The organism is Pseudoalteromonas luteoviolacea H33-S, assembly GCF_001625695.1.
Classification (GTDB): domain Bacteria; phylum Pseudomonadota; class Gammaproteobacteria; order Enterobacterales; family Alteromonadaceae; genus Pseudoalteromonas; species Pseudoalteromonas luteoviolacea_B.
The window spans coordinates 1-14,970 of the sequence record NZ_AUXY01000070.1; the positions used below are offsets into that span (position 1 = coordinate 1).

The following is a 14,970-nucleotide window of genomic DNA, read 5'->3' on the forward strand; positions in this document are numbered from 1 at the left end:
GGTGAAGGGAGTAACCTTCACAGGTTTTAGCCCTTTACTCCTGCTAAATACATTTCCTCAGCAACAGTTAAACTAGCTCATTTCACCTTGCGCGAAAAGAATGCCAGCGCTTCGCGCTGTGTCATTAACCTTTCGCACGATATTCACCTTGCGTAAATTGAACGTATTCACTTCGCTCATAGTCGTTAATATTTCCCTACTTTTCAAAAAAGACAATGCTTAATGGGGTGATAACACGAAATTGAACCCATGAGAGATCGAACTGCATGGGCTTGTGAATTATAAAAACATCGAACTAAGTAAGAGTTTTAACGGCTTGGGCGATGCCTTCTAAAGTGAGCGGATACATTCTGCCTTCCATTAATTTATCAATTTGTCCTATTGACTGGTAATACGGCCAGTAATCTTTTGGCTGTGGGTTCAGCCATGCAACTTTATCGAAATGATCTGTAAGCCGTTTTAACCACTCGCTTCCAGGTTCTTGATTCCAATGTTCTACACTGCCCCCTGGGTAGGTAATTTCATAAGGACCCATTGTCGCATCACCAACAAATATTAAGCGGTAATCTTTGCCGAATTTATGAATGAGTTGATAGGTATCAAGTAGGGAATCGTTTAAGCGCTCATTGTCTTTCCAGACGTGCTCATAGACACAGTTGTGAAAGTAGTAAAACTCTAAGTGTTTAAACTCGGAGTGAGCAGCACTGAACAACTGTTCACATATTTGGATATGGTCGTCCATTGAGCCCCCAATATCGAACAACATGAGTACGCTAATGGCATTGTGTCTTTGTGGGACCATTTTAACATCGAGTAGACCGCCTTGTTTTGCTGTTGCTTCTATGGTGTTGTTGAGATCAAGCTCTTCACTCTCATGACTGCGGGCGAATTTTCTCAATTGCTTGATTGCCAATTTCATATTTCGGCTGCTGAGATCTGCATCTTTGTCGAGGTTTTTATATTGCCTCTTATCCCATACCTTGACAGCCTGCCTATGGCGACTTTCATGTTGGCCAATTCTTACGCCTTCAGGGTTATATCCATATGCCCCAAAAGGAGATGTGCCGCCTGTGCCTACCCATTTGTTACCACCAGCGTGTCTTTTTTGCTGCTCTTCAAGGCGACGCTTAAGTGTTTCCATAAGTTTATCTAGCCCACCTAAGGCTTTCAGTTTGGCTTTTTCTTCTTCGCTAAGCTGCTTCTCAAAGTCTTTTCTTAACCATTCTGCAGGTAAAGCTTGTTGCTGTATTGCACTGGCAAGGTCTACTTGTGCTACACCCTGAAAATAGTCAGCAAACGCGCGGTCAAATTTATCGAACAAAGTTTCATCTTTGACAAATATCACTTTGCTGAGCGTATAAAAATCATCGATGTTACCAAAGCAGAGCCCTTGCTCTAGCGCCGAAAGACAATCTAGCAGCTCCCTGAGACTTGCATTAATACCATGTCGCCTAAGAGTAAATAGGAACTCAATGAGCATTATCTTTTACTCATAAAAGCGAGTTTTTCAATTAAGGTCACATCTTGCTCATTTTTTAACAAAGCTCCAAATAATGGCATAAGGCCGCCTTGGTGTGTTTTGTCATGTAATGTTGTGGCATCAATATCTTCGGCAAGTAATAGTTTTAACCAATCGAGTAACTCACTGGTACTGGGTTTTTTCTTAAGGCCTCTAATTTCTCGTAAATTAAAGAATACTTCCAATGCTTGATTCAGCAGTGTTGCTTTTATATCAGGGAAGTGAACATCCACTATGGCTTTCATCTCTTCAATAGATGGAAAGTCGATGTAATGAAAAAAGCACCTGCGCAAAAACGCGTCTGGCAGCTCTTTTTCATTATTTGACGTAATGATAACGATAGGTCGGGTATCTGCTTTTACTTGTTGTTGCGTTTCATAAACATGAAACTCCATTTTATCTAGTTCGAGCAGCAGGTCATTAGGAAACTCGATATCGGCTTTGTCTATTTCATCTATAAGAAGAACGGGACGCTTGTTCGCTGAAAATGCCTGCCACAATTTGCCTTTTATTATGTAGTTATTTACATCATGAACACGTTCGTCGCCCAGTTGGCTATCGCGAAGTCGTGATACGGCATCGTATTCATAAAGCCCCTGCTGAGCTTTAGTGGTAGATTTTATGTGCCATTGGATCAGTTCAGTCTCTAAGCTTTGAGCGAGTTCTTCCGCCAATAGGGTTTTACCAGTACCTGGTTCACCTTTTATTAGTAGTGGTTTCTCTAACAGAATGGCGGCATTAACCGCCTGTTGTAGTGCTGCTGTTGCTATATATTTGCTTGTACCTGTGAACATTGTTTCTTGTGGTCTGAGGAGATCATACTACCAGTTTGCCACACTTCCATTTTCACTACCAAATATCATTCTTCTCGCACAAATTGAAATCTAGGCTGTGTTTTACCGTCAATAGTGACATCTTCAACAAACATGCTCAGAGGCCTTGCCCAGTGGTCATAGTTGCCATATAGCGTTTGATAGATCACCAGGGCTTCTTCGCTTTCACTGTGGGTTGCAATAAACAACACTTGGTATTCTTTACCCTTGTAATGGCGGTATATCCCTTTTTTAAGTTCGATAGGCATTGTTGAGTCCTCATATGACTGGGTATAATTGGCTTATTAAAAGACGAGTGCAGATGCTCGATTATCTATGAAATAAGGTTTTAATACATGAATTATATTGCGCTTGGCGATTTCAAGAAAGCATGGGTTTTCAGGCATAAGGATCTCCCGATTGACGACGCGGATTTGGCTCAGATTAAGCCGATGACAGCGCAGCGTGCAGCTGTTCTTTGGAGTACCATGGTTAGCCGAGAGCAAGATCACCCTGACTTTTTTACACCGACAGATTGGGCTGGTAAAGAAGATAACTGGGAGGAAGTGGTTGATTGGGAAGGCAAGTGGGAAGAAGGCGAGTCTCTATTACCTTCAGAGATCACTGAATATTTGCAGTGGGAAGACAATACAACTGTCTATTTTTGTCTCTCCAGAGATCACGTTATCGAGACACAGTTTGGTGTATTTAAACGCTGCTGGCAAAACTTTATGTTTTTAGTTGATGGCAGTTTATTACTTGGCAAAAAACGAGATGCGGTAGTACAGTTTTTAGAGACTGGCGAAGCTAAACTCGGTAAACGTCCGAAATGAAAATAGACCCCGCTTATAATATTTAATAGACTGACTGTATTCAGGTATGACGCCGTGATATAAAACCCCTTAATGGGAGGGATTTTGAGAGAGCATAATACAGGCAAGCAACAGACGACTATTTGGCAAGATGAGGCTTTACGGCTTGTCTACGCTGAGCTTGTTAATGTATTTTATACTCGTGAAATTACGCGCTTATCTAAGGAAGCGGATCCGAACAGACTGAAAAGAGTATTAAGCAGTTTACCTTATTACGTTGAACGTGCGGCAACGCATATTGTATTGGGTGAAGTGCCTCTTCAGTTGGATAGTCATAATGGGTGTTGGGTGGCAACGCAAAGGCGGGTTCCATCGCAAACATCTGATAAAGTTCGACTATATTTCGACACACATGCTGAAGTTGGGCTAGTTGTGCCAGTTGCCATCAACCAAGACCATGAAACCATTCTTTGCATTGATATGATAGATCAAGTGAATGAATCACAAATACATTGCAATCAATATGGTTGGTTCGCCAATGAGGGACATGGCTTAGACAATGCTCACATAAGCGTACTCAAACCGACGAAAGCTTTAATGACAGCCGCCTGTTGTGGTCACCGGTGGCAATATCATAAAATGATAACACCGAGATTACTTGGCCTAAGAGAGATGCTACTTGCAAGTAGTATCAATTGGCGCAATGTAGCAAAAAAGAAACTAGTATCAGGCTGACAATTATCCTGTTGTCGACGTGACTACATCATTCATTTAGTAGGGTATATTTTATGCGTTTGTTTCAGTTAGCGCTATTTTGCCTGTGTGCCTACATACAGTATAAGCTGTGGTTTGGCCATCATGGCTTGCAGGACTATCGGAGGATCACCGAAACAGTAAATACCCATCAACAAATGAATGCTGAATTACTGAAAAGAAATAAATTACTTAAAGCAGATATTGAAGATCTAAAATTAGGCTTAGAAGGCGTCGAAGAACGAGCTCGACATGAATTAGGTATGATCAAGCCTGATGAAACTTTTATCCGCGTATTACCTAAGAAGCATTATGAATAAAGCAATATCATTAGCTGCAGTTGTTCCTGCTGCTGGTGTGGGTTCCAGAATGGGACTTAATCACCCAAAGCAATATCTAAAAATTGGCGAAAAGACCATCCTAGAGCATACGTTAATAAAGTTATCTAATGTTGAACATATTAATCATATCTATGTCGCAGTCAGCGAAGAAGATAGCTACTTCGATGATTTAGACTTAGCTAAGCTAAATACAACGCGTGTACTTGGTGGCAAGGAAAGAGCTGATTCAGTGCTTAATGCTTTGAAGTCGATGCAAGCAGACCCACCTGAATGGGTTTTAGTGCATGATGCTGCTAGACCGCTTGTCGATATTAAAGATATCGATAAGCTTATTACTTCATGTATAGATACTGGTGAAGGCGCAATACTTGCGAGCAAAGTGAAAGACACAATTAAAAAAGGCGACAAGTACATAGAAGAGACTGTGCCTAGAGAGCGGCTATGGCAGGCTTTAACTCCTCAACTTTTTCCTTATCAAGCGCTTTTGAGTGCACTGGACAGTGCGTTAAATGAAGGGGCGATGGTCACCGATGAAGCTTCTGCAATGGAAAGAGTTGGGCAGCCTGTGGCATTAGTTTCTGGTCGCTCAGATAATATAAAGATTACCACGCCAGAAGACCATGCTTTGGCATGTTTTCTAATGGCACAACAGCAAAAGAGTATTGAGAATGTTTAGAATTGGTCATGGCTTTGACGTACACAAATTTGGCGGCGAAGGGCCCTTAGTAATTTGTGGCGAGAAAATAGAGTTTGAACAAGGTTTTATTGCACACTCCGATGGCGATGTTGCAGTTCATGCTCTTTGCGATGCACTGTTAGGAGCGCTTGCCTTAGGTGATATAGGAAAGCACTTCCCTGATACGGATAGTGAGTTTGAAAACATAGATAGCCGTATTTTATTGAGAAGAGTGATTGAGCAAGTAACGACATCGGGCTACACAGTAGGAAATATTGATGTCACCATTGTAGCTCAGGCGCCTAAAATGCGACCGCATATTGATGCAATGAGAGCAAATTTAGCCGCTGATTGCCAAGTTGAACTCGATCAAGTTAATGTCAAAGCAACTACAACTGAAAAGCTTGGGTTTGAAGGCCGTAAAGAAGGCATTTCAAGTCATGCTGTCGTACTGCTTATGAAGGGGTAGTTAAGTGATTGATGCTATAGCTTCGCTTAATTACCTTTATGGAGAGCCTCTATCTCAAGGTGACTTTAAGCAAACAGCAGAAGACTTCGTAGTTGAAGAAATACTAGATATCGAGTTCACAGGTGAAGGTGAGCATGTTTGCTTACAGATCATTAAGCGCGGAGAAAATACTGCGTATCTGGCCAAGCAAATTGCTAAATTTGCAGGCGTTGCCCCAAGAGATGTGAGTTATGCTGGACTAAAAGATCGTCACGGAGTCTGCACACAGTGGTTTAGCGTACCGGTTCCAATCAAAAAGCACATAGATTTTTCGCAGTTAAACTCGGAGTCTATGGTTGTGATTAAACAAGTGCGACATAACCGAAAATTAAAAACGGGTTGCCACCGTGGAAATCGCTTTGTGATCACGCTCAGGAATGTGACCAACCACTTAGATGTGCTCTCTCGCATAAATGCAGTCAGGCAAGGTGTGCCGAATTATTTTGCAGAGCAGCGATTTGGTCATGATGGCCATAATTTGGCGATGGCAGAGCGGTTATTTAATGGTGAATATATTCGTGACAAAAAGCTCAGAGGTATTGTGATCTCAGCTGCGAGATCGCATATTTTCAATCAAATTGTGTCTAAAAGAGTGAAAGAGCATGGTTTAGCTAAAACTTGGCATAGAGAAATATTTTTATTATCAGGTAGCAATGCTTTTTTTGAAGATGACTTAAACGACGATGTTGTTGAGCGTTTAAACCAAGGTGATATTCTTTTATCTGCGCCACTAGTTGGTAAAGGAGAGAAGGGACTTACTGAAGTGGAGAAGTCTTGGCTGAAGGAGCACTTATCTTGGCATCAGGGGCTTGCAGAGCTGGGCTTGAAAAATGAGCGAAGAAGTTTAAGAGTCATCCCTCAATCGCTCAGTGTTAAAACCATAGACAGCCAAACCTTGCAGCTAAGCTTTGATTTGCCAAAAGGGTGTTATGCGACTTCTGTATTAAGAGAGCTGATCAAACACAAAGATGTGAGTTTGAGAGACAAACAAGAATCTGGGGAGCAATAGGTGTGAAGATATTACTGAGCAATGACGATGGTGTAAGTGCAAAAGGAATAGAGGTGCTTTACAAAGCGCTCAGTGAATTAGCTGATGTGACCGTGATTGCGCCTGATCGGAATTGTAGTGGCGCGAGCAACTCTTTAACACTCATGAATCCATTACGTACGAGCACATTGGAAAATGGGTTTATTTCAGTCAATGGTACACCTACAGACTGTGTACACCTTGGAGTGAACCAATTATTTGATGAACCTCCGGCATTGGTGGTAGCAGGGATAAACAATGGTGCCAATTTAGGCGATGATACGCTGTATTCAGGCACGGTTGCCGCCGCTGCTGAAGGTCGTCATTTGGGGTTACCTGCGATAGCTGTCTCTTTATGCTCTAAAAAAGAAGCGCATTATGAAACTGCTGCGGCAGTCACTTTAAAAATAATTAAGGCACTGGATAGCCACCCATTGCCACAAGATCAAATATTAAATATTAATGTGCCTGATATCCCTTTGTCTGAGTTAAAAGGGATTCAAGTTACTCGCCTTGGCGCGCGACACAAAGCAGATACAATGACTAAGCAAACAGATCCTTGGAATCGCGATATATATTGGTATGGCACACTGGGTTCAGAGAGCGATGCTGGAGAAGGGACTGACTTTTATGCTGTAAAGCAAGGGTATGCAGCTATTACGCCATTAACCGTTGATATGACAGCCCATGAGAGCCTTGAACGTTTAGCTACTTGGCTATCGTCTCAGGAGTAATTATTTTGCTTAATAACTATCAACGCAGTGCTGATAAATTGATCACCAACTTGAGAGCGCAAGGGGTTCAAGATGAAACTGTTTTGCAGGCAATGCTCAATACCCCAAGACACCTATTTATTGATGATGTACTAAAGCATAAGTCATATGAGAATACGGCATTACCTATTGGTCAGGGGCAGACAATATCTCAGCCATACATAGTAGCTAAGATGACCGAGGTGTTGCGTCAGGTTGGTGTTCATGACAATGTTTTAGAAGTAGGAACTGGCTCGGGATATCAAACTGCCATATTAGCGCAGTTGTTTGATAAGGTTTTTAGTATTGAGAGAATAAAAGCCCTTCAATGGCAAGCTAAGAGACGGCTTCATCAACTCGATTTATATAATGTTTCGATGAAACATGGCGATGGTTGGCAAGGGTGGCATTCCAAAGCGCCTTTCAATGGCATCATAGTAACGGCTGCCGCGTCCGTTGTTCCTGAGTCACTGTTAGCACAATTAGCTGATGGCGGTGCCATGATAATTCCCGTTGGAGTGGAAGAGCAGGTATTAACGCTGTTTGTCAATCAAGATGGGAAAATAACTAGGCAGGACATTGCTGCTGTAAAGTTTGTCCCGCTTGTTGCTGGACCAATCTTATAAATAATAGAGGAAATATATTCGCAACCCTGATAAATTGTCTCTTATTAGTGGTTTAAGTATACATATGTAATTAGATAATGGGATTTAATGGAGTGTGGGTGAAAAGTGCGAACTTTTTTATAGTAGGTATACTATGCAGCTCATTAGTAGCCTGTTCATCTGTCCATAAGCCAGCACCTGTGGTTAGTCTTACTAAAGGTAAGACCAAGGTGTCAAAAAAAATTCATATAAAAAATAATCGCTATAAAGTGAAAAAAGGTGATACATTATTTTCCATTGCATTTAGTGCAAATAAAGATGTTCGAACGGTTGCCAAAATCAACAAAATTAAGCCTCCTTACACTATTTTCCCCGGCCAAACTATTTTATTAACCTATCCTAAAAAATCTAACAAAAAGACTAAAACAGCACCATTGCCAACCAAAAAATATACAACTAATAAACCTTTAAATAACAAACCCTCAAAAAAAGAGCTTGATCCACCCAAGCAACGAGAGTATGTTCAAAGTCAAGCCAATAAAAAAACCAATAACACCAATACTTTGTTGAATAAAAAGGTACGGTGGAATTGGCCCGCAGTAGGTAAAGTGACAAGACGCTTTTCTATTAAAGAAAATGGCTACAAGGGAATACAGATCACAAACAAAACAGGGACATCGATAAAAGCTGCGGCAAGTGGCATTGTTGTTTATGCAGGGAGTGCATTACGAGGCTATGGTAATTTGATTATTCTGAAACACACAGATGATTATCTTAGTGCCTATGCCCACAATTCCAAATTGCTAGTAAGAGAGCAGCAGCAGGTTAAAGTGGGGCAGAAGATTGCCGAAATGGGGAGTTCGGATGCAAGCTCGGTGGCTTTACGTTTTGAAGTAAGGTATCGAGGTAAATCTGTAGATCCTATTAGGTATCTGCCTAAAAAATAGCGTATCGACGTATTGATGGAACACTATCACTTATTCGCTTGGGAGGATGCTTATGGCTCAAACAGCAAAACAGAAAAGTAAAGTGAACCCGGAATTAGACGATAAGTTTGACGGGGTGGATGAAGACGGTCCTAACGAAGAACTTTTGGAAGACATTGACAGCGATGAAGAAGTCTTCGCAAAAGATGAGACAGTCAAAAACTTAGATGCAACTCAGCTATATTTAGGAGAGATTGGTTTTTCTCCATTATTGAGTGCGGAAGAAGAAGTATATTTTGCGAGAAAAGCCCTCAAAGGGTGTGAAGCCTCTCGTAAAAGAATGATTGAAAGTAACTTAAGGCTAGTCGTTAAAATAGCGCGCCGTTACAACAATCGTGGTTTAGCACTGCTTGACCTCATTGAAGAAGGCAATCTAGGCCTAATCAGAGCGGTAGAGAAATTTGATCCTGAAAGAGGCTTTCGGTTTTCTACATACGCGACATGGTGGATCCGCCAAACCATAGAGCGTGCCATCATGAACCAAACCCGCACCATTCGCTTACCTATACATGTTGTTAAAGAACTTAATGTATATCTCAGAACTGCTAGGGAGCTGACACAAAAGCTAGATCATGAACCGACAGCTGAAGAGATCGCAGAATGCTTAGATAGGCCGGTTGAAGATGTCAGTAAAATGCTGCGTCTGAATGAGAAGATCACGTCAGTTGATACCCCAATCGGTGGTGATAACGATAAAGCTTTATTGGATATCATTGCAGATGAAAGAGGTTATGAGCCTGAAAGTGAAGTGCAAAACAAAGATATTAATCGACATATTATTGATTGGCTCGGTGAACTCAATCCAAAGCAGCGAGAAGTATTAGCACGACGATTTGGTTTATTGGGGTATGAGCCTTCAACGTTAGAGGATGTTGGTCGAGAAATTGGATTGACACGGGAGCGGGTAAGGCAAATTCAGGTTGAGGCGTTGCGTCGGCTCAAAGATATATTACAGCATGAAGGGCTCAGTACAGATAGTTTATTTGAGCAGCTTTAGGTTGGATTATTAATATAATGATTTTTTAGATGAGCCATAGCATATTTTTTGAACCTTATTGAAGAGGTTGCGGTGTAAAACTTGTATTATGTTTTGACTGGATGATGAAAAAAAAACCACGCTATTTTAGCGTGGTTTTTGCTTCTATGAAGTCGCTTATTTATTAAAGCGACTCAATTTTAGACTTTTGCTCAAGTAACTTAGCTTTTGCATCACTGAATTCAGCAAGCTTCGCTTTTTCTTTTGCAAGCACGGCCTCAGGCGCGTTGTTAACAAACTTCTCGTTTGCTAACTTTTTCTCTACTTGTGCAAGGCCTTTTTCTGCTTTTTCAAGCTGTTTGGCGATACGAGCAAGTTCTGCTTCGACATCAATCAGACCAGCCATCGGGATCATGATTTCTAAATCGCCGATAAATGCAGTTGCTGATGCAGGCGCATCGTCTTTATTCGCAAGTACTGTAAATGCTTCTAGCTTAGCCAATGAGCTTAAAAACGCTTGGTTCTCGTCTAGGCGGCGTTGGTCTTGCTCGCTGACATTTGCCAGTAGTACGTTAAGTGGCTTATTCGGGCTAATATCCATTTCACCACGAATGTTACGAATCGCAAGAATGAATTGCTTAACCCACTCTAGGTCAGCCATCGCTTGCTCATCCACAATGTTCGCGTCAAATTCAGGGAAAGCCTGCAACATAATTGTATTTGCTTCAATACCTGCCAGTGGTGCAACGCGCTGCCAAATTGTTTCAGTAATATAAGGCATTAATGGGTGCATTAGACGCAATAGGCCTTCTAGTACTGTGATCAAAGTATGGCGTGTACCACGTTGTTGCTCTTCATTGCCTTTGAATAATACCGGCTTGGTTAGCTCTAGATACCAGTCACAGAATTGGTTCCAAGTGAACTCATAAAGCGTATTTGATGCAAGGTCGAAGCGGTAGTTATCCAAATGCTCTGTAAATGTTTGAACAGTATTTTGGAACTGACCTAAGATCCAGCGATCTGCCAGAGAGTATTGCTTAGGTGCATCGTTGAAACCGCAATCTTGTTCCTCTGTGTTCATCAGAACATAGCGACTTGCATTCCATAGCTTATTACAGAAGTTACGGTAGCCTTCTAGTCGGTTCATATCCCAGTTGATATCACGACCAGTTGAAGCCATTGCTGCAAGGGTAAATCTCAGTGCATCTGTACCATGCGCTTCGATGCCGTCAGCAAAAGTTTTACGCGTATTTTTCTCAATCTTTTTGGCTAATTGAGGTTGCATCATATTGCCAGTACGTTTAGTTACTAGGCTTTCAAGATCAATACCGTCAATCATATCAAGCGGATCTAGTACGTTCCCCTTAGACTTTGACATCTTATCGCCATTTTCATCGCGGATAAGGCCCGTAACGTATACCGTTTTGAATGGAACCTGTGGTGTGCCATCATCATTCTTCACAAAGTGCATCGTCATCATGATCATACGAGCTACCCAGAAGAAAATGATGTCAAAACCCGTGACAAGTACATCTGATGGGTGGAATACTTTTAAGTCTTCTGTGTTTTCTGGCCACCCCTGAGTAGAGAAAGTCCAAAGTGCAGAGGAGAACCAAGTATCAAGCACGTCATCATCTTGTGATAGCACAACATCATCAGCTAGATTATTTTCTTTGCGTACCTCGGCTTCATCACGTCCTACGTATACATTACCATCAGCATCGTACCAAGCTGGAATTCTATGACCCCACCAAAGTTGGCGTGAAATACACCAATCTTGAATGTCGCGCATCCAAGAGAAGTACATGTTTTCGTATTGCTTTGGTACAAATTGAATGTCACCGTCTTCAACGGCTTTGATTGCAGGTTCAGCAAGAGGCGCTACACGTACATACCATTGATCAGTCAATAACGGCTCAATGACAACACCTGAACGGTCGCCATATGGCACGGTTAAGCTGTGGTCGTCAATTTTCTCTAATAGACCTGCCTGTTCAAACTCTTCGATGATCAATTTTCTTGCATCGAAGCGGTCTAAACCATGGAAGCGCTCAGGAATTGGCGCATCTAAAGTAAGCTCTTTACCATCAAAGGTGTAGCTTTCACCTTGCGTCAGTACTGCTGCATCTTTGTTGAATACGTTGATCATTGGAAGCTGGTGGCGTTTACCAACTTCATTATCGTTAAAGTCGTGTGCTGGCGTGATTTTTACACAACCTGTGCCTTTTTCCATATCTGCATGCTCATCGGCAACGATAGGGATACGACGATTAACAATAGGAAGTAAAATTTCTTTACCGATAAGATCTTGATAGCGCTCATCATCTGGGTTTACTGCTACGCCTGTATCACCTAGCATGGTTTCAGGGCGCGTTGTCGCAACGATGATATAGTCTTTACCGTCTTTGGTCTTAACGCCATCAGCGAGTGGATAGCGCAGGTTCCACATGTGGCCTTGCTTGTCTTTGTTTTCTACTTCAAGATCTGAAATTGCTGTGTGTAATTTTGGATCCCAGTTTACTAGGCGTTTACCACGGTAAATTAAGTCTTCTTTATATAGGCGAACAAATACTTCTTTAACAGCCTCAGATAGACCTTCATCCATTGTAAAGCGTTCACGGTCCCAATCTACAGATGCGCCAAGACGTCTAAGCTGCTTTGTGATCGTACCGCCTGATTCATTTTTCCATTTCCAGATGCGGTCAATGAACTCTTCACGACCAAGATCATGTCTTGTTTTACCTTCTTCAGCTGCAAGTTTACGCTCAACAACCATTTGAGTTGCGATACCAGCGTGGTCTGTACCCACCTGCCATAAAGTATTTTTACCTTTCATACGCTGATAGCGGGTCAGGGTGTCCATTATGGTGTCTTGGAATGCGTGGCCCATGTGCAGGCTACCTGTGACATTCGGCGGCGGGATCATGATTGAGTATGCGTCGCCTTGTCCAGAAGGCTTAAAGTAGCCTTTTTCTTCCCAGTCTTGGTATAAAGACTGTTCAATATCTTGTGGATTATAGGTTTTATCCATTACACAGAACCTTAAAAAATACTTTAGTTATCAATTTCTTTCGTTGAAATATTGGCGCCTATAGCGCGCAGTTGTTTGAACCTTTCCCGGGCGGCCTGTTTGGCCATTGGCTCGACTGGGACAAAGTCATATACTTGCTCAAATCGTCGGACAAAATCCGGGATATGTGTGGCAAGGTTTATCAGAATTGTACGTCGCCCAACTGGGGGCATTTGGCCAATTTCCACAGGAGCGCCACCTTTTGGGCCTTCTCCTTGTAGATTATGCGGTACAAAACTGTCAGCATCGAACTGCCACAAATGTTCATCAATTGCATGGGCTTTTTCTACCGTATCCACGTATATAAAAACACGTTGCCCAGCACGGTACAGTTTAGCAGCACTTCGCGCTGCAAGATCAAAATGAGCCGGAACTTGATGACTAGGCTCTTGGTCATGCTTTAACACTAAAAATTGTGCGTTGATTGACATGGCATGTGACTTATCTTCGGTACTGAATATAGCGTACAAAGTAAAAATACTTTGTGCCTGTCCAGCGTTCAAAATAAAGCCGCATTCTGACACAGAATACGGCTCTCATCAATCTACAGAAGACCTTAGGGCCAGTTATTTAACCTTACCCAAAGATCTCGTGAGTATTTACTCAAAAAGTTTAATCTTGTAAACCATCCGTGATGTTTGCACGATTTAGCAAGTATTGCATTAGCATTGGCACTGGACGGCCTGTTGCGCCTTTATTCGCGCCACTTTTCCAAGCTGTGCCCGCAACATCGATATGTGCCCAATTATATTTCTTGGTAAATTTAGATAAGAAGCAAGCAGCAGTAATAGTGCCTGCTGGACGTCCACCTAAGTTAGTGAAATCTGCAAACGGGCTTTTTAGCTGTTCTTGATAATCATCCCACAGTGGCAGTTGCCAAGCTCTGTCGCCACTTTGTTCAGACGCTTTAAGCAAGTCGTGTGCAAGTGGGTTGTGGTTTGATAGTAAACCTGAAGCATGGTGACCAAGCGCGATAATACAGGCACCTGTTAAGGTCGCAACATCCACAACCGTTTCAGGTTCAAACGCTTCAACATAGGTTAAAGCATCACACAATACTAATCGACCTTCAGCATCGGTATTTAGTACTTCAACAGTTTGGCCTGACATGGTTGTTAATATGTCGCCTGGGCGGTATGCACGGCTACTTGGCATGTTTTCGCAGCCAGCTAAAACACCAATGACATTCAGTGGCAGCTGCATTTCTACCACCGCACGCATTAAACCAAGTACACCAGCGGCACCGCCCATATCGTATTTCATCTCATCCATGCCTTCGCCTGGTTTAAGTGAAATACCACCTGAGTCGAACGTTAGGCCTTTACCGACAAATACGACTGGTGCTTGTTTTTCTGATGCCCCGTTGTAATGGATCACAGACATGACAGACTCATTCTCACTGCCACGTCCAACTGCGAGGTACGAATGCATACCTAGCTCTTCCATTTCCTTTTCACCGACGAGGTTAACGGTGACATTATCGAACTCTTTAGCTAACAGTTCAGCTTGCTCGCCAAGGTAACGTGGGTTACAAATATTTGGCGGCATATTGGCAACGTCTTTACATAGCTTTGCACCTGCAGCAATTGCTAAACCGTGTTCAATGGCGTTTTCACCAATGGTTAACTCTCTGCGAGTTGGCACATTAAAGACGATTTTACGTAGCGGGCGTCGCGCTTCACTTTTTTTGCTTTTCAGCTGGTTGAATGTATATAGACAGTCTTGTGTGGTCTCAACTGCTTGTCTTACTTTCCAGTAAGTATCACGACCTTTAACATGTTGCTCAGTTAAGAAGCAAACCGCTTCCATTGAACCTGTTTCATTTAAGGTATTAATGGTTTTTGAGATAATTTGTTTGTACTGTTTATCATCAAGCTCACGCTCTTTACCACAACCAACTAATAAAACGCGTTCACTTAATACATTGGGTACATGGTGTAATAACAATACTTGCCCTGGTTTACCTTCTAGGTCACCACGGCGCAATAAATTGGAAATATAGCCTTCGCTGATTTTATCCAGCTGCTCACCAACTGGCGATAAACGTCGTGGTTCATACACCCCAACAACAATACAAGCACTGCGTTGCTTTTCTGGACTACCACTTTTAACGCTGAATTCCATTGCGACTCC

At 42.2% G+C, this 14,970-nt stretch carries 16 protein-coding genes; 10 read left to right on the forward strand and 6 right to left on the reverse strand.

What is annotated here, in order from left to right:
• Positions 1-295: 295 nt before the first annotated feature.
• The 3 genes from N477_RS10520 to N477_RS10530 all read right to left on the reverse strand — a co-directional run bounded on the left by N477_RS10520 (position 296) and on the right by N477_RS10530 (position 2,600).
• On the reverse strand, positions 296-1,480 hold the full coding sequence (locus N477_RS10520) for a vWA domain-containing protein (protein WP_063360785.1): 1,185 nt from the start codon (positions 1,478-1,480) through the stop codon (positions 296-298).
• Positions 1,480-2,313, reverse strand: a complete 834-nt coding sequence (locus N477_RS10525; protein ID WP_063360784.1) for an AAA family ATPase — start codon at positions 2,311-2,313, stop codon at positions 1,480-1,482. The genes N477_RS10520 and N477_RS10525 overlap by 1 nt, the downstream gene beginning before the upstream one ends.
• Positions 2,314-2,378: 65 nt before the next feature.
• Entirely contained in the window at positions 2,379-2,600 is a 222-nt protein-coding gene (locus tag N477_RS10530) for a DUF1653 domain-containing protein (RefSeq protein WP_196760606.1), read from the reverse strand.
• An 87-nt stretch (positions 2,601-2,687) separates the two neighbouring features.
• Here N477_RS10530 and N477_RS10535 point away from each other — a divergent pair, with 87 nt between their 5' ends.
• The 10 genes from N477_RS10535 (at position 2,688) to rpoS (ending at position 9,788) form a co-directional block, all read left to right on the forward strand.
• Positions 2,688-3,164 (forward strand): DUF2947 family protein, encoded by a 477-nt coding sequence (locus N477_RS10535; protein WP_063360783.1) that lies wholly within the window; start codon positions 2,688-2,690, stop codon positions 3,162-3,164.
• A gap of 84 nt (positions 3,165-3,248) precedes the next feature.
• Positions 3,249-3,878: a hypothetical protein gene (locus N477_RS10540; RefSeq protein WP_231098058.1), complete on the forward strand. Its 630-nt coding sequence runs from the start codon at positions 3,249-3,251 to the stop codon at positions 3,876-3,878.
• Positions 3,879-3,931: 53 nt separating this feature from the next.
• The gene (ftsB, locus tag N477_RS10545) at positions 3,932-4,216 is read left to right on the forward strand and encodes a cell division protein FtsB (RefSeq protein ID WP_063360781.1); all 285 of its coding nucleotides are present in this window, start codon (positions 3,932-3,934) and stop codon (positions 4,214-4,216) included.
• Positions 4,209-4,913, forward strand: coding sequence for a 2-C-methyl-D-erythritol 4-phosphate cytidylyltransferase (gene ispD, locus N477_RS10550; RefSeq protein ID WP_063360780.1), 705 nt, complete (start codon positions 4,209-4,211; stop codon positions 4,911-4,913). Before ftsB ends, ispD begins: the two co-directional genes overlap by 8 nt.
• On the forward strand, positions 4,906-5,382 hold the full coding sequence (ispF, locus tag N477_RS10555) for a 2-C-methyl-D-erythritol 2,4-cyclodiphosphate synthase (protein ID WP_063360779.1): 477 nt from the start codon (positions 4,906-4,908) through the stop codon (positions 5,380-5,382). The genes ispD and ispF overlap by 8 nt, the downstream gene beginning before the upstream one ends.
• A 16-nt stretch (positions 5,383-5,398) precedes the next feature.
• Positions 5,399-6,430: a tRNA pseudouridine(13) synthase TruD gene (truD, locus tag N477_RS10560; RefSeq protein WP_063360804.1), complete on the forward strand. Its 1,032-nt coding sequence runs from the start codon at positions 5,399-5,401 to the stop codon at positions 6,428-6,430.
• A 2-nt stretch (positions 6,431-6,432) separates the two neighbouring features.
• Positions 6,433-7,182: a 5'/3'-nucleotidase SurE gene (gene surE, locus N477_RS10565; protein ID WP_063360778.1), complete on the forward strand. Its 750-nt coding sequence runs from the start codon at positions 6,433-6,435 to the stop codon at positions 7,180-7,182.
• A gap of 5 nt (positions 7,183-7,187) precedes the next feature.
• On the forward strand, positions 7,188-7,826 hold the full coding sequence (locus N477_RS10570; RefSeq protein ID WP_063360777.1) for a protein-L-isoaspartate(D-aspartate) O-methyltransferase: 639 nt from the start codon (positions 7,188-7,190) through the stop codon (positions 7,824-7,826).
• Positions 7,827-7,924: 98 nt separating this feature from the next.
• Positions 7,925-8,752 (forward strand): peptidoglycan DD-metalloendopeptidase family protein, encoded by an 828-nt coding sequence (locus N477_RS10575; RefSeq protein ID WP_063360776.1) that lies wholly within the window; start codon positions 7,925-7,927, stop codon positions 8,750-8,752.
• A gap of 52 nt (positions 8,753-8,804) precedes the next feature.
• On the forward strand, positions 8,805-9,788 hold the full coding sequence (gene rpoS / locus N477_RS10580; RefSeq protein ID WP_063360803.1) for an RNA polymerase sigma factor RpoS: 984 nt from the start codon (positions 8,805-8,807) through the stop codon (positions 9,786-9,788).
• Between the two features lie 163 nt (positions 9,789-9,951).
• Here the strand turns inward: rpoS and N477_RS10585 are convergent, their stop codons facing one another.
• From N477_RS10585 to pepA, 3 genes are all read right to left on the reverse strand, one after another.
• Positions 9,952-12,798, reverse strand: coding sequence for a valine--tRNA ligase (locus N477_RS10585; protein ID WP_063360775.1), 2,847 nt, complete (start codon positions 12,796-12,798; stop codon positions 9,952-9,954).
• 23 nt (positions 12,799-12,821) lie between these two features.
• On the reverse strand, positions 12,822-13,268 hold the full coding sequence (locus N477_RS10590) for a DNA polymerase III subunit chi (RefSeq protein WP_063360802.1): 447 nt from the start codon (positions 13,266-13,268) through the stop codon (positions 12,822-12,824).
• 181 nt (positions 13,269-13,449) lie between these two features.
• Positions 13,450-14,961, reverse strand: coding sequence for a leucyl aminopeptidase (gene pepA / locus N477_RS10595; RefSeq protein ID WP_063360774.1), 1,512 nt, complete (start codon positions 14,959-14,961; stop codon positions 13,450-13,452).
• Positions 14,962-14,970 lie beyond the last annotated feature (9 nt).